Below are 16,567 nucleotides of genomic sequence, written 5' to 3'. Positions count from 1 at the left end.
TTTCCCCCATGACAAAATGTCCCCCTTGACCTCTCCCCTGGCGAAGACGGGCTCAACAGCAGTGTGGGGAGCGGGAATCGGCCAGCGCGATTGATCGGATCTTCACGCCGTCATGAGTCATGGCCGAACCAGACGGAGCATGCGCCCCGTTCAGCCGAGGTCGAGGACCGGACGGACACCGAACTCGTCGCTCATGTCCTCGCCCTCGGGGCCGTTGATGAATTCGGCCATGCCGGGGTTGCGGTTGGCGGTCGCCAGGGGCAGCCAGCTGACGAAGGCGCCGTACCCACCGCAGACCGCCTCGCCGCCGTCGCCGCCGTAGACCGATCCCCTGTCGGACGTCACTTCCGACTCGTAGACGTCACGGGCTATGTGCAGACCGAAGCCGTTCGGCCGGTGCCGGTGGTCGGCCGGGCGGTCGTGGTCAGCGCCGTCGGCGGCGACGGCGCCGCTGTCGCCGTATGGGGAACGGTCGAGCGGGCAGGCAGATCCCCAGCGGAACAGCGTCTCCGCGCCTGCCCCGCAGGCGTGTTCCCACTCGTCCGGACCGGGCAGTCGCAGACCGCGCTCAGCGAGGGATTCCACGACGGAACGGCCCTCCCCGGGCAGTTCCTCCGGCTCCTCCGGCTCCACCGCCATCAGCACGGTCGGCACCGTGACCGAACGCCTCGGGGTGAGATACCGCGCGAGATGGTCGGTGAGGTCGTCGTCGAAACCGAACCCGGCGGCAAGGCTCTCGGTGCGGTACGAGTCGAGCTGTTCCGGCAGTGGCCGCCAGGCCTCCAGGTCGAACCCCACCCGCACCTCGCCGCCGGGTATCAGGGCGAACCGCTGTCCCTCGCGCTCGATCACCGCGCGATACAGAGAACCGCCCGGATGCGGGCCGCCGTCGAAGTCGACCAGTCGGCCGTTCACCTGCTGTGCGGCTTCCCGCGCACGGCGGTGTGCGGCGTCCCGGTCCAGGGCGCGCCAGCGATCGAAAGTCAGGTCGGCGAGAGACATGAGGGAAATTCTGGCACCTGCCACTGACAACCCCCGGTCCGTGGTGACCGGGGGCAGTTTGTTCGCCTCCGACAGGGCGTGCGTCCGGGGGCGGAGTCGAGGACCAGACGCGAAGGTCGGGCGACCCGCGCTCGTCGCTCCTCGCGAGCGCCACGAGCCGAACGATCAAGCCCCAGGAGGTTCCCGAGGAAGGTGCCCGTCCGCCTGGCAGCCGGGCAGACGGGCACATGGGCACATGGGCACATGGGCAGGCAGATGGGGCTCCTCCAACACGCCCTACGCGTCGTTCTCCCGCAGTTGCGCGTCCGCCCAGTCCCCGTGGTCCGAGTCGATGCCGTCGCCGCCGTCCGTGACGCGCAGCGTCAGCCGGCGCACCCCGCTCACGTCGATGTCGAACGCGTGCGCCGCGTCCGTCGGCCCCAGCACGCCGCTGCCAGCCAGGACCCGGCCGTCGCCGATCACTTCGAAGACCACCGAGCCCTTGTCCGGCTTCTCCTCGTCGATGCCGGTCCGGGCCGTGAAGCGGTCGTACGCGCCGTTCAGATCGACGGTCACCTCGGACCGCGCGTGCACCCCGAGCCCCTTGTCGTACGTCACGGCGCCGAGCCGCAGCGGGCCGCCGTCGCCCGCGCCGTTCTCGCCGTTGGACAGGTCGCGCTCGACCGGGCCCCAGCCGTTCGTCTCGGAGACGAACGGCAACGAGCTGACGTACACAATGCCTTCGCGCGCCACGAAGACACGCACCGTGCGCTCGACCGTCAGCGGCGGCGCGCCCCGCCGGGCGGCCGGGTCCCGGTAGGCCACCGTGACCGGGATCTCCGTGGCCCCGTACGCCGGATCGACAGGGACCGTGACCCGCCAGGACGCCGTCAGTTCGGCGCCGTCGGCCAGCTCGTCCGCCGTCGCGCCGGCGCCGTCGACCGCCCAGCCGTCGGGGGTACGGGCGCTCAGCGTCACGTCTTCGGCGGGGCCCGCCTCGTCCAGCACGAAGCTCGCCTGGATGTCGACCGTCGCTCCCGGCCGGGCGTCGGCCTTCGCGGGGGTTACGGACAACGTGCCGACCGGCACCGCCTCCACGGGCCGGTCGCAGCTCTCGCGGCCCGGCACGGCGCGGCAGATCTGAGCGACGAAGCCTCCGTCCGCCCACACCGGTACGGTGAGCGTGTGTTGACGGCCCATCAACTGGCTCTGCCTGACCAGCCCGTCGGCGCCGTCCCGCACGACATCGACCCGCCATGAACCGGGTCCCAGAAACGTCAACGGCACCCGCTCCGTACGCGCGTCGCCCGCCCTGACGGAGCCGAGGAACCACCGGTCGCCGTTCCTGCGCGCGAAGGTCGCCCCCTCACCGGGCACACCGGCGACGAGCCGGCTCTCGTCCCAGACGGTCGGGACCTGTTCGAGGAACCGGGCGACCTCGGGCCGGGCCCGGTACGCCTCGACGCTGCCCGCGTAGTTCTGGAACCCGGACTCGTACACGACGGAGAGCGCCAGCTCGGCGGCCTCGGTGTTGTTGCGCTGCCCGAACTGGAAGCCCATGGGGGTGAAATCCATGGAGCCCACCACGTTGCGCGTGTAGGGCAGCGTCGCCATGTCGTCGGCCTGGACATCGCCCTGCTCGGCGCCGTGCACGCCTTCCATCGCCATCACGTGCGGCCAGGTGCGCTGTATGCCGTGCGGGAGGGTCGAGCCGTGGAAGTTGACCATCAGCTCACGGTCGGCGGTGTCCCGGAGGATCTCGTCGTACCACCCCATGCGTTCGCGCGAGTCGGAGTCCATGAAGTCGATCTTCAGTCCGGCGGCGCCCCACTTCTTGACCTTGTCGAGCTGCTCCGTGCGCTCGGCGGCGGTGTCGAGATCGGTCCAGTGCATCCACAACAGGACGCCCACGCCGCGCCGTTCGGCGTACTCTATCAGTTGCGGCATCCAGTCGGTGGTGTTCCAGCCGTCGTCGACCAGGGCGTACTCCCAGCCGTGCGCCGCCGCGTAGTCCACGAACCGCTGCTGGGTCTCCAGGCTGCGCTGCGCCGCGCCGAAGCCGGCGAGCCAGGACCAGGCGACCTTTCCGGGGCGGATCCAGGAGGTGTCCGCGACACGGGACGGCGGAGCCAGGTCGTCCACGAGCGTGGACTCGGTCACGGTGGCCAGATCGCCCGCGATCACGGTCCGCCAGGGGGTCGCGAGCGGTCCGTCGGAAGGCACGGGCACGGACGGGTCGGCCAGCGCCACGTCATAGCGACTGCTGCCCGCCGTGTGCACGAGGCGGCTCGCGGGATAGCGGCCGTCGACGTCCGCCTCGGAGAGCAGTACGTGGTCGTCGCCCACCTGGAAGAGCGCGGGGTAGGCGTACTGTCCGCTCTCCGCGCCGGCGGCGGTCGTACCGTCGTACGGCTGCTCGTAGTTGACCGAGTAGTCGCTCAGCCGGGCGGGCGCGTCACCCGGCAGCACGAAGCCGGACGCCTCGCGCAGCACGGCGCCCGAGCCACCGTCGCCGTCGCCGCCGGGGAGCACATAGCGGTAGGCGACCCCGTCGTCGGCCGCGCGCACGACCAGGTCGACCCGGGCCCCGCCCGCCCCTTGCAGGGTGAAGCGCGACTCGGCCATGTCGACGGTGCGACGGCGCTCCTTGCCGACGACGGTGGTGTACCGCTCCGCGATATGACGGTCCTTACGGTCCACCAGACGCAGCCCGTGCGTCAGATCCACTTCCTCGGTGACGATGCCGACGGGCGAGGGCTCCACGAGGGTGCGGCTCCCGTCGCGTACGGCGAGGGTGACGGAGCCGTCGGCGGGGTCGAGTCGTACGTCGGCGGCGGGTCCTCCACGGGACACGGTCCAGACGGGGCCATCAGCCTGAACCGAGACGCCGGGCCGGGTGTCGCTCGCGTCGCCCTGAGCCACCGCCGGGGTCACCAGGCACAGCACCCCTGCGAGCACGGTCGCACACGCGGCACGCAATCGATGGGCTGAACTCGGTCTGCTGTTCGTCATCGCTTGTCCCTCTCACTCGGGAGCGGCGCGGTCACGGGTGCGGCCGGAGCCGGACCCACTGGGCAAACGCGGGGCGCGAGTTGAAGACGACAGGGCTGAGCCTGAAGGGGCGCCCGTCCTGTGAATTGTCCGCCGGAATCCACCGGATCCGCCAGGGCCTGTCGCACAGAATCCAACAGAATCCATAACGCACAGCCGATGCCGAGCCGTCCTCCGTGACGGCGAGCCCGAACCACGCGCTCATAGCGGTCGCGCATAGCTGCCCCAGAACTATGTGGTCCCGCCACATGTGCCACTAACCTGCCTGTTTCTGCGGCGCGGCGACACACAATCGTCCCCGCCAACTGTCCGGAACTGGTCACGTCCGCCCCGGCACCGCTCCCCCAACGCCCAGCTCCCTCACGCGCATCGTCGCCGCCAGCCTCATCGGCGCTCCGCCGGCCACCGCGCCACCCCACGGACACCCGGCGGACGGAAACAACTCGTCGTACTCCGGCCCACCCTGATGAGCGATCTCCCGCCTCTTCGCCGGCCCAGTGAGCCGCTGTGAGTGGATTCGGAGACATGCCCGAGAACCGCCCGAGACGCCTGGCCCCCGACGATGGACACGACGTCGGCCGCGATGATGCGCCGAGCGGTCGTACGGAACCGCCGGGGGGCCGGGTTCGTCATTGCGGGTTGGGAGGCGGGACATGAGCGACGCAGGACAATCACCCGAGGTCACGGCGGAGGCGCGGGAGCTTCATGAGCGCGGGGTGGAGGCGCTGCGCGAGGGGAGAGCGCTGGACGCCGAGGACCTGTTCCGGGAGGCATACGAGGCGGGCCACGCGGGCGCGGCGAACGATCTCGGCGACAGCCTGGCGGTCTGGCGGGATCTCGACGGGGCGCGGGAGTGGTGGCGGCGCGCGGCCGACGCCGGGATCACCGAGGCGGCGTACAGCCTCGGTCTCCACGCGGACGAGGAGGGTGACCCGGAGGAGGCCGAGCGCTGGTACCGCCGGGCGGCGGCGGACGAGCACCGGGACGCGCTGCTCAATCTCGGGAAGCTGCTGGAGGGCCGGGACGAGGACGAGTCGATGCGCCTGTATCTGCGGGCCTCGGAGCTGGGGTCGGACAAGGCCGCTTTCAACATCGGCCGACTGTACGACAACAAGGGTCAGTTGACGGCGGCCGAGCCCTGGTACCGCCGGGCGGCGCGGGAGTTCGGCGATCCGCGCGGGGCCCGGAAGCTCGCCACGTACTACGAGGCCCGCGGCGACGCCGCCGAGGCGACCCGATGGACCGCCCTGGCTGAGCGACTGTCGGCGCCGCCCGTCGAGGTGATCGGAATGAGCTGGCGCCCGGACGCCTGACCGGGCCGGCCGGGCGCCGGGCGCGGACCCGTGCCCGGGGCGGGGCAACCCTCGCGCGAGTGACCGGTGAGGGTGGCACGCCACGGTTCTGGTGAGTTCGGGCCGAGGCGAACCCTGGGCAGTCACGGAAGACAACGCGCTACCCTCCCGGTTCATGGCGGACCTGTTCCTCGCAGCTCTTGACCAGGCCACCCGAACGATCGTCGCGCGCGCCCGCGGCCAACTCTCGGCCACGGCCCCCATCCCAGCCGTGGCACGGCCGAGTGACGCCATCGCTCACTTCTACTGCTGCGACGCGAACTGGGCACTGTGCGGACTCGACCTCAACGAATTCCGCGCTCCGGAGACGGCGAACAGGACCGCGCCGTCCGCGCCGACCTCGACCCGCCAGATCCCGTTGCCGAGCAAGGTCACAGGTCTCGTGACGGCTCGGGGGACTTGGGCACGGTGACCGCATATCTGAAGGGTTCATCTCGTCGTCCGGGCTTCTATAGAGCCGACTCGCCGACTTCGCCGGACGATGCCAATACCTCCAGCACCTCCAGCCGATCGCGCTTCGAGGCGCCTCTTCTCCCGCCTTTGGACTGAGCGGGGCCGTCCATGAAGCTGTCTGCGCCCTGCCACCCTGACTACAACCCGCGACCAGACGACGCCAAGCCAGGCCCTACCCATACCGAGGACTCAGAATATGATTACTCGTCGGTAGAGCCAGCACAGGGTCAGCAAATGTCCGATCAGACCTAATTTGCGCGCGGTTACGCCTCGTGAGAGGTCGACGTCGAAGCCGACGTCCGCTCCTTCACCGAGGACGGCGACGACCGGGCTTCTCTTCCAATCATCGTCACGGAGATGCGGTAGGCATGGGTTCGAGAGAGCTGGCACCAGCAGGGTTGAAGAGGATTTCCGGACGGGATGTCCGCCTTGGCGACATGAAGTATCTCGCTCAGGTCGACGTCGATCGTGCGGCGAGCGGGGGAGCACGGACATAGCGCTGCACGGGGTACCCGCAGGCTCAGGCGGGCGCCGGTGCAGGGTGAAGCTACACGAGCGCGGTGGAGGCCCGGATCACCCGTGACCGGCGAACCGGTGCGCCCCACCTGATGGACTGCCTGCCATAGCGCAGTACGATCTGGCACTTCGTGTCGGATCCCACGGCCGATATCGGCTGGATATCGGATACGACATGGAGATGAGACTTTCGGGGAAATGGCCCTCGCCCAGCGGCCGGTGTCACGGTCACGGGACGTCGAGCAGGACCTTCCCGACGACACCCCGTTCGAGGGCGGCGTGGGCGTCAGCGATGTGCTCCAGGGCGTAGCGGTGCAGCGGCAGTCCGGCTTCCTCGCCCACGCGCAGTGCCTCCGCGTTTACGGCCGCCGCGATGTCGGTGAGCGCTTGCCGCTTCGCCGCAGGCGGGACGGTGTAGACATAGACGCTCTGCCAGCGCAGGTTCGTCGGCAGTGAGGTGAGCACCGGGATGGACAGCCGCTCGCTCTCGCCGCCCGAGTAGTAGGCCACCACGGCCCCTTGGGCGGCCACCGCCATGTCGAGAGCGGCGTTGGCGCCCGGCGCGACCTCCACCACGATGTCGACGCCCTTGGGGGCGAAACCCAGGATCTCCGCGACCGCGTCCTGCGTGCGGTAGTCGACCGTCCGGTGGGCACCGGCCGCGCGAGCCAGTGCGGCCTTGGCGGGGCCGCTGACCGTGGTGACGACACGCGCTCCGGCCCAACGGGCCAGTTGGACGGCCGCGTTGCCGACGGCGCCGGCGCCGCCCGCCACCAGCACGGTGGCACCCCGCAGAGAACCGGGCGCGATACGACCCGGCCCGCCGTCATGCACCGTCAGCGCGCGATGGGCGGTCAGGGCCGGGACGCCCAGGGCCGCGCCGAGTTCGAACGGAGCGTGGTCTGGCAGGGCAACAGCGTGCCGGTCGGGGACGAGCGTGTACTGCTGTGCCGTCCCCCAGGGCCGCTCCCACGCGGCCTCCCAGATCCACACCCGCTGTCCGATCCGTGCCGGGTCGACCTGCGGACCGACGGCATCGATCACCCCGGCGCCGTCCTGGTGGGGCACCTGCTCATCCATGCCCGGCGGCAGTGCACGTCTGCGGCTGCGCCAGTCGGTCGGGTTGACGCCCGAGATATGCACCCGGACCCGGACCTCGCCCGGACCGGGCTCGGGCACCGGACGCTCGACGAGCTGCAAAACCTCGGGTCCGCCGGCAGCCGTCCGGACGACGCACTTCATCTCTCACCCTTCATTTGCTCGCCCCCGGTGAACAGTCGGCCGACACCAGGGAGGATGCCAGTCTGTAGGGGACACCCTCCGAACCCCCTTATGGAACGAGATATTCCGGGAGTCCCGCGAACTCTGCTGGGTCCCGGTACCGCCGGGTCGTGCGGTGCCATGTCCGCGGAGGCGTATAGACCGGGCCGTGGTGAGGAGCTCTCCGAATTCCGGCGCGACTACGGTCGGCGACGTGGTCCAGTGCTCTTCGCACTTCAAGCCGAGAAAATGACACGTGCCAGAGACAGCAGCCCAGGGACACATCCTGAGACGAGGAGAAGAACCCCAGATCACAGAGTCACCGCCTGACAGCGAGGCTGAGAACCTACAGCCGTCTTCCTCCGCGTTCACACCAGAGCCGAAGGCTCGGATCTGACCGAGCAGGCCCCCGCCTGCCGTGCAGCCGGAGCGCCCGCCGCCTGGATCAGCCGGTCCTTCCCCCTGCTCGGCGTCTGCTCCCGTCCGGGAGGCGGAGGGAACGATCGGGCTTCCTGCCTTCCAGGTGCGGCAGCTCGCTCAGTGCGAGGGCGGTTTCCCCGGCTACGCGAGATCATGCCTCGTGGCCCGTCATGAGTTCACCGATGCCTGGCCGAGGTCGAGTTACCGGCCCCTGCTGGCGTCGTGACAGGCGGCTCGGTCCGCCGTGCGCGCGTGATCGTACGGAGCCGCCTTGTTGGTGGTTCGGATGACGCGGGTCGGCGGGGAAGGCGCGTTCGCTTCTGCGCGCGCGGGCCTGACCGGTGCGTGGTCGTACTGGAGGCGGTAGCGGCTCGTGTGACCTTCGAGTCGTGGGTGCGCGGCCCTGCCCTCGCCACGGTTGTGCACTGCAGGGGTCGGTGATCACGACGGACATCGTGGTGTCCGGGTAGCCCCCGGGGCAGTGGCGCGATGACCAGGACCGTGCCGTATGCCTCTTCCATCCCGCTGAGTGGAGCTGAAGCTCAGACAGTGTCGCTGTTGGGATGGATGGTGAAGACCTGGTCCAGGCCGATCATGGTGAGGATGCGCAGGGTGTTGGCGGGCACGGCGGTAAGAGTCATGTCGGCGCCGGCCGCTTGGGCACGCTGACGGGCGGCCAGGAGGGCGGTGATGCCGGTGGAGTCGCAGAACTCCAGGCCGGAAAAGTCGATGACCAGGTTCTGGCCCGGGCTCAGGACGAGGCGTTCGGTCTGTTCGCGCAGGATGGTGGCCTGCGCGTAGTCGAGTTCACCGACCACCCGCAGCACGGGTCCGGTGGTGGCGTTGGGCTCGGCGCTGTTGCAGATACGCCCGCCCCGGGCCGGACGCCACAGGCTCGCTCACCGCCGCGCCGGTCTTGGCGGCCTCCTGCGGATCTGCGTAGACCTTGACGCCCAGCTCGACATGTCCTTCGAGCCGGATGAGCAAGGCAGCGAATTCCGCGGCCCGTTCACAGAGCATGTCCGCCACCCGCTCGTCGTCCAGATACACCGTGGCCAGCCGCATGGGCAGAACGGTCGCGGTCCCGTAGGCGGCCTCGACCACGGCGTGGTGGGTGCGGGCCAGCACTTCGAGCCGCTTGATGTCCTCCGTCTGTGCCCTGAGACCGTCCGTGTCGAAGGCGTCGTGAGGCACCGACGACACCAGGGCCACGAGATCCCCGGCGCGCACCGCCCGCAGCGAACCGCCATGCAGCCCGGCCCGGCCGGAGAGGGCGGATTCCAGCACCGCTCCCGTACGGCCGACCGCGTAGACATAGCTCATCGACAGGGCGACGGGGTGCATGTCGGCGCCGCTCACCGCTCCTCCTTGTCTTTCGCTGCCCGCAACTCGGCCAGCTCGGCGCGCAGTTGCGCGTTCTCCAGTGCCAGTGGGTCGGCGGCCCTGTCGTCCGGCGACGCGTCGTGGGCCGCGTGTGAGCCGTGGGATCCATTCACCTGGTGTGCCGGTCGGGCACGCGAGGAGAGCGAGGGGTCGTGCTCCCACCAGTGCCCATCTCCTTGGCCCGGTCCACGGACGCGACCAGCAGCCTCAGCTTGATGGTCAGCAGCTCGATGTCGAGGAGATTGATCTGGATGTCGCCCGCGATGACGATGCCCTTGTCCAGGACACGCTCAAGGATGTCGGCGAGGTTGGCGGATTGTCCTTGCCGGCCGTACGGGGACACCCCGGAGGCGGCCCCCATACGGCCGGCCAGTGAATCGGACACGTGGAATCAGCCCTGTCTGTGGTGCGGCGGAGTGTGTCAGCGACGGCCCGAGGCGGTACGGCGCCGGGACCGTGGGGCCGGCTCGTCTTCCTCCTCGTCCACGACCTCGTCCTCGTACCCGTCCTCTGCGGGAGCAGGCTCCTCGTCAGCAGGATCGTCGTCGGGAGCATCCGCGTCGCGGTATTCGTCTCCTTCTTCGGAGAGGTCCTCGTCGTCGGCGTACTCCTCGTCGGCCTCGTCATCCGGGACGCCCTCGTCCTCGTCCTCTGCGTCGCGGTCTTCGGCGTCGCGCTCGGACTCTTCCAGGTCGGCTCCGTCCCGGACTTCGGGACTCTCCTCGCCCTCCTCGTCCTCCTCTCGCGCACGGGCCTCTTCCTCCTCGACGGCCTCGTCGTGCTCCAGCACGACCTCACCGTCGCGGATCTCACCACGCCAGCCGTCGGTGGCCTCGCCGCGCATCATGATGAACTTGCGGTAGAGCTTGAGGTCGAGACGGGCCCGGCGGCCCTGGGCGCGCCAGATGTTGCCGGTCTTCTCGAACAGGCCCTTGGGGAAGTATTCGAGGAGAACCAGCAGGACGCGCGTCAGGTTGTCGGTGATGGCGTGGAAGGTCACCACGCCCTTGACCGTGCCCTTGGCGCCCTCGGTGGTCCAGGTGATGCGCTCGTCCGGCACCTGCTCGGTGACGTTCGCCTTCCAGCTGCGGGTGGACTTGGCGACCTTCACCTTCCAGTTGCTGCTGGTGTCGTCGGCCTTCTCGACACTCACGACACCCTTGGCGAAAGTGCTGAACTCCTGGAACTGCGTCCACTGGTCGTACGCCTCACGCACCGGCACACCGACGTCGATGTCCTCGGTGATGGTGACGCTCTTCGACTTGCCGCCGCCGCCCTTGCGTCCCTTGCCGAACAAACCCTTGACCTTGTCCTTGATGGTGTCCTTCAGATGAGAGGTGCCGGCGGCCATGGCGGCCTGGGCGGGGGACTTGCCCTCACTGAGCGCCTGACCGCCCTTCGCCAGACTCTTCACGGCCCCGCCGGGACCGTTCGTGGGATCGGCCAGCTTGCCGACGCCTTCGCCGAGGCGGTGCCCCAGGCTGGTGACGGCGTGCTGGGCACGCGCCTTGAGGTAGTTCTGAAGCTCTTCCTTCAGACGGTCGGTGGCCGGGTTCTTCGGCACCTCGTCCTTGAACCTGGTCAGAGTCGACTCAGCCATTGCCGCCACCCCGCTCCTTGCGGCCGGCCGCCGAAGCGGTCTTGCGCGCCCCCGAGGTCGCCTTCCGCGTGGCGGACGAGGTCTTCTTGCGCGTCTCGCCGGTGCGGTTCGAGGCGGTCCTGCGAGCCCCGGACGCGGCCTTGGCCGCAGGCTTGGCGGTCCGCTTGGCGGCGGCCCTACGCCCCGGCGCCGGCTTCTCGTCGTGCTCGTCGTGCTCGTCGTGCTCGTCGTGCTCGTCGTGCTCGTCGTGCTCGTCGTCGGAGTTGCCGGCGTCGTCGTTACGGAAGTCCTGGTCGGCCTCGTCCAAGTCCTCGTCGTCCTCGGCGCGGCCGGCCCTGCCATCGAGGTCCAGCGTCCGCTGATGCAAGGAGTCGGCCAGGCCGGACGCCCGCTGCGTCAGCGCGTTGGTGGCGGCGGACTTCGTAGCGTCCACCAGTTCCTTGCGGACCTGGTCGTTGAGGGCGCCCAGAATAGGCGAGTTGGCCACCAGTTTACCGAGCTGCTTCGGATCGAAGCTCAGCTTCTTGCCCGCCAGGAACATTCCGAGGCCGATGGCCATTTTTGCTTTCTTCGTGCGTCCCAGCAGGTATCCGCCCGCCAGAGCGACGGCTATCTTGACGTTCCCTGTCATCTCTCGTCACCTCATTCTCCCCGTATCAGGTATCGGCCGTCAGGCCTCGTTGGTGCGCCTCGATCTCGTCGAGCCTGTCCAGCAGTGCGTCCTCACGCCGATCGAATTCTTCTTCGGTAATACCGCCGCTCAGCAGCTCCTTCTCCAGGTCGGCCAGTTCCTTGCGCACCGGATCGGGGTCGTAATACTCCCTTTCCGCCGCGAGCACCGTCTGATCGAGAACCCAGATGGCGCCTCGCACAGGCGCGAGCGGAAGGGTGAGAATGTGCGTGAAGAGGCCCATGGGGATCCCCCCGTCAGCGAAAGTCAGACGAAACTGTAAGGAGGCAACGGACCACTCAGGGTGAACTCGTAGTCGTCACCCCGGCGTTCCGCCTCTTCGTGCACAGCCTGTGAGAACGCCGCGGCCCCGTCACGCTTCACCAAGAAGGAGACGTTCAGGAAATGGGCCTTGGCGGGATCGGCCTCGGAGCTGCGTTCCGCCGACGGAGCCAGCACGCCGAGGATGTCGCCCGCCACCGCGCTCTGACGGATCTGGATCTCCTGCGAAACGCGCTCGCCGAGCATCATCTTCTCGTCCTGGGCCACGGGGTTCTGCCGCGTGTACTCGCTCAGCCGGCGCACTTCGTCGGATTCGGCGAGTATTTCCCGCAGCAGGCTCTCCTCCGCCCGCGCGACCTTCAGGTTGTACTCCAGGCACCCGTCGAGCTCCGCGAGACGTGTCACATAGCTGTCCCGTTCCGCTTGCAGCACAGTGAGAACCTGATCGTCGTCGGGGCCGACGAGCCCGAACCTCATCGGCAGCGCGGCGCCGTCGGCCATCAGCCGCTCCAGCACGCTCTGGTGCGCGACGAGATCACGGCGCTTGGCGCGCAGGCCCGGCGACGTGTCGCTGACAACGGCGCCCAGCGTCTCCGTCTTGACGGCACGCAGAACGGACGGCGGGTCGCCGATGCCACTGAGTCCCTCCAACCGCATGGGATGGTCGGCCGAGGTGATGGCGTAGATATACGTGGGCATCGGCTATTCCTCCCGGCGCTGAGCGGTACGGCGCTGCTGCTGGACGAAGCGGTCTTGCGCGCCGGCCGCTTCTCCCGCTCCTTGTCGTCGTCGGAGCCGGAGTCGCCATGGCTGCCCTGGAAAGAATCGCTGATGGCTTCCACCGCGCCCGTCAGCGCTCCTTTCGACTTCCCCTTGGCTCCGCTCTCGACCGTGTCCCCGACGATGTCGGTGAGCTGCGTCGGGGCCTTGCGGCCCGATTCGAGGTCCAGCCGGTTGCACGCCTCGGCGAATCGCAGATACGTGTCGACACTGGCGACCACGACACGCACATCGATCTTGAGGATCTCGATGCCCACGATCGAGACGCGTACGAAGGCATCGATGACGAGCCCCCTGTCGAGAATCAGCTCAAGAATGTCGTAGAGATTTCCAGATCCGCTCCCACTGCTGGAGGCGTTGCTCTGTTGCACGAGACTCAACGTCGGTCTTCCTTCCAATGAGTTGTGTCATATGATCCGGTCCGATCACGGTGGTGGACGCGACTCAGCGGTCGACCTGCCCCCGTGAATACCGGCGAATTCGTTCGTAGCCCACGAGCCGGCCCCGACCGTCGAGAGAGACGCGGTAGGAAGCCATAACGCTTGTGGTGTCGGCGATCTTCTCGATCTCGATGACTTCCACATACGCGGTCCACCCATCGTCCGTAGCCTTCAGAGCGGACACGGAACCGGGCTCGCGCTGGAGAAGTTCGGCGAGTTCTCCGGCTGCTTTGCGCATCGCCGTCGAGATATCGATACGCGTCTGCTTCTCCTTGCCGTCCTTGCTGTCATTTCGGCCGGCCACCGTTCGTGGTGTCACTGGCGAGTGCCCCTCCGATCCGAACGTATGCGTGAGAGAAAGCACAGCGAATTCCGGCCGACCTCATCGATCGAAGCCCGTAGAGACCGTTCTTTTGCTCAACGAAGCAGGGAGAAAGGCGACTTCGCGAGGACCGCCCGTCCTCTGTACGAAATTCAGCGAGGAGAGAACACGTCCGTCTGTGAGCCACGGCGACGGCTGCTGCGCCTGCTCTGCCGAGTCGCGCCGCGGACCGTGCCGTACGGTCGACCCCCATGAGCCTTCAACATCCTGCGAACCGTGGTGGCGACAGGCCCGGACGGTTCGCCCGCCTGGCGGAGTACGTCTCCAACTTCACCAGCTCACCGGCGTTCTTCGGCGTCTGCATGGTCCTTGTCGGCATCGTCGTCGGCGCGCACCTCGCCAAGCTTGATGTGACCTGGCTACTGCTCGCCGGCGAGTCGATGACCGCCGTGACGCTCCTGCTCCTGGCCCTGCTGAAGAACTCCGAGCGCCGCGCGGAGCACGCCATTCAGCTGAAACTGGACGCCATAGCCGCCGCGCTCCTCGAAACCCAGGAAGGCAGGCCGGGGACAGCCGTGCGCGATCTCCGGGAGGCGAAAAAGATCGAGGACGACACCTGATGACGTTCGCGCGCCCGTCCGTTCCCCAGTCCCGGGCCTCCGGGTATCAGCCCCCGGGAGTCGGGCAGAACGGAGGGCGGCCCCGACAGAAACTGTCGGGGCCGGCCTCCGTATCGAATACTTCTTACCAGCGGTACCAGCTGCCGCGCTTTCCACCGTGCGCGGCAGGACGGATAACGAAGCCGAGCACCCAAACAATGAGCACGACGACGGCGATCCACCACAAAGCCTTGAGTGCGAACCCCGCACCGAAAAGAACCAAAGCGAGCAGCAGAACAAGAACAACAGGAACCATTGCAAGCACTGACCTCAAGGGCTGCGCAGAGCCATCCGGCTCCGCGCGGTGCGGGCACAGCCAGTGCACACGCGAAATCCGAAGCCGATCGACCACGGCGACCAGGCGAGTGTCGGCGGGTATGACGCTCTGGCCGTTGGTGGAGTGCCGCTAGGGCCTCTCGTTTGGATCATGCCGGGCTCGCGTGCCCGCGGTGACATCAGCCGCTGCCGCGGCGGGCCGCGCCTCGCCGCGTTGTCGTCGGTCACCAGGGCTCCGCCATGGCTCCCTCCTCCGCCTTGCGATCCTCCCCCGTAGCCTGAACGGCACGGGAGGGACCCCCTCCACCAGACCCCGCTCCCTGATCCGGCCTGATCCAAACGAAAGACCCTAGTTCAACAAGCTGCTCGGCCACCTCTACCACTGCCTGCAGCACCGCACGTTATTCGAGCCCACGGAGAGACGGTCCAGGAGTTACGGAGCTATCTCGGCCTTGGCCTCGGGACATACACAAAGGCATCCGCGACACCGCCCGCTCCGCTGTCGATCATGCCCGTGCCGCGTGCCGCGGATGCCTGGCATGGGTCGCATACGCACACCTCGGGTCCGAACTATGGTGTCCCACCACATGGGCCCCTGACCTGGGCATTCCTACGGTGTGGCGACACGCAATCGTCCCCGCCAACCGTCCGGAAGTGGTAACCATGGCTGCCTCGGCATCCGCTCCCCCAACGCCCAGCTCCCTCAAGCGCATCGTCGCCGCCAGCCTCATCGGCACGACCATCGAGTGGTACGACTTCTTCCTCTACGGTTCCGCCGCCGCGCTGGTGTTCAACAAGCTCTTCTTTCCCGACTCCGATCCGCTCGTCGGGACGCTGCTGTCCTTCCTCACCTACGCCGTGGGGTTCGCCGCGCGGCCGCTCGGCGCGTTGGTGTTCGGGCATTACGGCGACCGGATCGGGCGCAAGAAGCTGCTGGTGCTGAGTCTGCTGATGATGGGCGGGGCGACGTTCGCCATCGGGCTGATGCCCACGCACGCCACCATCGGTACGGCGGCGCCCGTGCTGTTGACCGTGTTGCGGCTGATTCAGGGGTTCGCGCTCGGTGGGGAGTGGGGCGGGGCCGTGCTGCTGGTGTCCGAGCACGGGGACGCCGAGCGGCGCGGGTTCTGGGCTTCGTGGCCGCAGACCGGGGCGCCGGCCGGGCAGTTGCTCGCCACCGGGGTGCTGTCGGCGCTCACCGCGCTGCTCTCGGACGCGGCCTTCGGCTCGTGGGGATGGCGCATTCCGTTCCTGCTCTCCGGGGTGCTGGTGATCGTCGGGCTGTGGATCCGGCTCTCCGTCGATGAATCACCGGTCTTCAAGGAGGCGTTGGCCAGGGCCGAGGAGCGGAAGGCGGCGGCTGCCGGGGCCGGTACGGAGAAGATGCCGCTCGTCGCCGTCATGCGGCACCACTGGCGGGATGTGCTGGTGGCGATGGGCGCGCGGATGGCCGAGAACATCAGCTACTACGTGATCACCGCCTTCATCCTGGTGTACGCCACGACCTCGGCGGGGCTGAGCAAGCAGACGGCCCTCAACGCCGTACTCATCGCCTCCGCCGTCCACTTCGCGGTGATCCCCGCCTGGGGCGCGCTGTCGGACCGGATCGGGCGCCGGCCCGTCTATCTGATCGGCGCCATCGGCGTCGGTGCCTGGATGTTCCCGTTCTTCGCGCTGATCGACAGCGCGAGCTTCGTCAATCTGCTCGTGGCCGTCACGGTCGGGCTGGTGCTGCACGGTGCGATGTACGCGCCGCAGGCGGCCTTCTTCTCGGAGATGTTCGCGACCCGGATGCGCTACTCCGGTGCCTCGATCGGCGCGCAGTTCTCCTCGGTCGCGGCCGGCGCGCCGGCGCCGCTCATCGCCACGGCGCTGCTCGCCGACTACGACAGCTCGACGCCGATCGCCCTGTATGTCATCGCCGCCGCGCTGATCACCGTCGTCGCCATCGTGTGCGCCCGCGAGACCCGGCATCGCGATCTGGCCGATGTCGAGGCGGAGCCGGCCCGGCAGGGGGTGCCCGCGCCGCGCCGGGCCGATGACGCCGGTTCCCGTATCAGCGGAGTCTGAGGGGGAGTCTGAGGGGCACTGTCGGAGGCCGTCGTACGGTGGAACTCCCCGT

16 protein-coding genes and 2 pseudogenes are annotated in these 16,567 nt (G+C 68.6%); 4 read left to right on the top strand and 14 right to left on the bottom strand.

Annotated features, from left to right (window positions below; translation table 11 throughout):
- Positions 1-150 precede the first annotated feature (150 nt).
- Together CU044_RS10880 and CU044_RS10875 are read right to left on the bottom strand one after the other, a co-directional pair.
- Positions 151-1,002, bottom strand: a complete 852-nt coding sequence (locus CU044_RS10880) for a hypothetical protein (RefSeq protein ID WP_129768306.1) — start codon at positions 1,000-1,002, stop codon at positions 151-153.
- 276 nt (positions 1,003-1,278) lie between these two features.
- Entirely contained in the window at positions 1,279-3,993 is a 2,715-nt protein-coding gene (locus tag CU044_RS10875) for a glycoside hydrolase family 97 catalytic domain-containing protein (protein WP_129768305.1), read from the bottom strand.
- A gap of 692 nt (positions 3,994-4,685) precedes the next feature.
- Between CU044_RS10875 and CU044_RS10870 the strand changes: the two genes are divergently transcribed.
- Both CU044_RS10870 and CU044_RS10865 read left to right on the top strand, forming a co-directional pair.
- A complete protein-coding gene (locus CU044_RS10870; RefSeq protein WP_129768304.1) occupies positions 4,686-5,345 on the top strand; it encodes a tetratricopeptide repeat protein in 660 nt (219 codons plus the stop codon).
- Positions 5,346-5,499: 154 nt separating this feature from the next.
- Positions 5,500-5,796, top strand: coding sequence for a hypothetical protein (locus CU044_RS10865; protein WP_129768303.1), 297 nt, complete (start codon positions 5,500-5,502; stop codon positions 5,794-5,796).
- 785 nt (positions 5,797-6,581) lie between these two features.
- Here the strand turns inward: CU044_RS10865 and CU044_RS10860 are convergent.
- The 11 genes and pseudogenes from CU044_RS10860 to CU044_RS10815 all read right to left on the bottom strand — a co-directional run bounded on the left by CU044_RS10860 (position 6,582) and on the right by CU044_RS10815 (position 13,507).
- A complete protein-coding gene (locus tag CU044_RS10860) occupies positions 6,582-7,595 on the bottom strand; it encodes an NADPH:quinone reductase (RefSeq protein ID WP_129768302.1) in 1,014 nt (337 codons plus the stop codon).
- Positions 7,596-8,575: 980 nt separating this feature from the next.
- Positions 8,576-8,860 (bottom strand): STAS domain-containing protein, encoded by a 285-nt coding sequence (locus CU044_RS10855; RefSeq protein ID WP_240045487.1) that lies wholly within the window; start codon positions 8,858-8,860, stop codon positions 8,576-8,578.
- The gene (locus CU044_RS10850; protein WP_240045486.1) at positions 8,841-9,392 is read right to left on the bottom strand and encodes a GvpL/GvpF family gas vesicle protein; all 552 of its coding nucleotides are present in this window, start codon (positions 9,390-9,392) and stop codon (positions 8,841-8,843) included. The genes CU044_RS10855 and CU044_RS10850 overlap by 20 nt, the downstream gene beginning before the upstream one ends.
- On the bottom strand, positions 9,389-9,529 hold the full coding sequence (locus CU044_RS39495; protein ID WP_240045520.1) for a hypothetical protein: 141 nt from the start codon (positions 9,527-9,529) through the stop codon (positions 9,389-9,391). Before CU044_RS39495 ends, CU044_RS10850 begins: the two co-directional genes overlap by 4 nt.
- A gap of 15 nt (positions 9,530-9,544) precedes the next feature.
- Positions 9,545-9,777 (bottom strand): annotated as a pseudogene (gene gvpJ / locus CU044_RS39490) (gas vesicle protein GvpJ); the annotation flags it as partial.
- Positions 9,778-9,837: 60 nt separating this feature from the next.
- Positions 9,838-11,016, bottom strand: a complete 1,179-nt coding sequence (locus tag CU044_RS10840) for an SRPBCC family protein (protein WP_129768300.1) — start codon at positions 11,014-11,016, stop codon at positions 9,838-9,840.
- Positions 11,009-11,647 carry a hypothetical protein gene (locus CU044_RS10835; protein WP_129768299.1) on the bottom strand — a complete coding sequence of 213 codons (639 nt, stop codon included), beginning with the start codon at positions 11,645-11,647 and terminating at the stop codon, positions 11,009-11,011. Before CU044_RS10835 ends, CU044_RS10840 begins: the two co-directional genes overlap by 8 nt.
- A gap of 25 nt (positions 11,648-11,672) precedes the next feature.
- The gene (locus CU044_RS10830) at positions 11,673-11,930 is read right to left on the bottom strand and encodes a gas vesicle protein GvpG (protein ID WP_129768298.1); all 258 of its coding nucleotides are present in this window, start codon (positions 11,928-11,930) and stop codon (positions 11,673-11,675) included.
- Positions 11,931-11,953: 23 nt separating this feature from the next.
- Positions 11,954-12,667 carry a GvpL/GvpF family gas vesicle protein gene (locus CU044_RS10825; RefSeq protein WP_129768297.1) on the bottom strand — a complete coding sequence of 238 codons (714 nt, stop codon included), beginning with the start codon at positions 12,665-12,667 and terminating at the stop codon, positions 11,954-11,956.
- Positions 12,668-12,708: 41 nt separating this feature from the next.
- Positions 12,709-13,128, bottom strand: a pseudogene (locus CU044_RS10820) (gas vesicle structural protein GvpA); the annotation flags it as partial.
- Between the two features lie 64 nt (positions 13,129-13,192).
- Positions 13,193-13,507: a gas vesicle protein gene (locus tag CU044_RS10815; protein WP_129768296.1), complete on the bottom strand. Its 315-nt coding sequence runs from the start codon at positions 13,505-13,507 to the stop codon at positions 13,193-13,195.
- A gap of 254 nt (positions 13,508-13,761) precedes the next feature.
- On the opposite strand from CU044_RS10815, the gene CU044_RS10810 reads away from it, so the two are divergent.
- Positions 13,762-14,130 (top strand): low affinity iron permease family protein, encoded by a 369-nt coding sequence (locus CU044_RS10810; protein WP_129768295.1) that lies wholly within the window; start codon positions 13,762-13,764, stop codon positions 14,128-14,130.
- Between the two features lie 124 nt (positions 14,131-14,254).
- On the opposite strand, the gene CU044_RS39485 is transcribed toward CU044_RS10810, so the two are convergent.
- Complete coding sequence (locus CU044_RS39485) at positions 14,255-14,425, bottom strand: hydrophobic protein (protein WP_129768294.1); 171 nt, start codon at positions 14,423-14,425, stop codon at positions 14,255-14,257.
- Between the two features lie 683 nt (positions 14,426-15,108).
- Here CU044_RS39485 and CU044_RS10800 point away from each other — a divergent pair.
- Positions 15,109-16,515: an MFS transporter gene (locus tag CU044_RS10800; RefSeq protein ID WP_240045485.1), complete on the top strand. Its 1,407-nt coding sequence runs from the start codon at positions 15,109-15,111 to the stop codon at positions 16,513-16,515.
- The last annotated feature ends 52 nt before the right edge of the window (positions 16,516-16,567 follow it).

It is taken from the genome of Streptomyces sp. L-9-10 (assembly GCF_004151105.1).
In the GTDB taxonomy this organism is placed as follows: Bacteria; Actinomycetota; Actinomycetes; order Streptomycetales; family Streptomycetaceae; genus Streptomyces.
The sequence above is the reverse complement of the archived record's forward strand: the minus strand, read 5'-3'. Positions and strand labels throughout refer to the sequence as shown.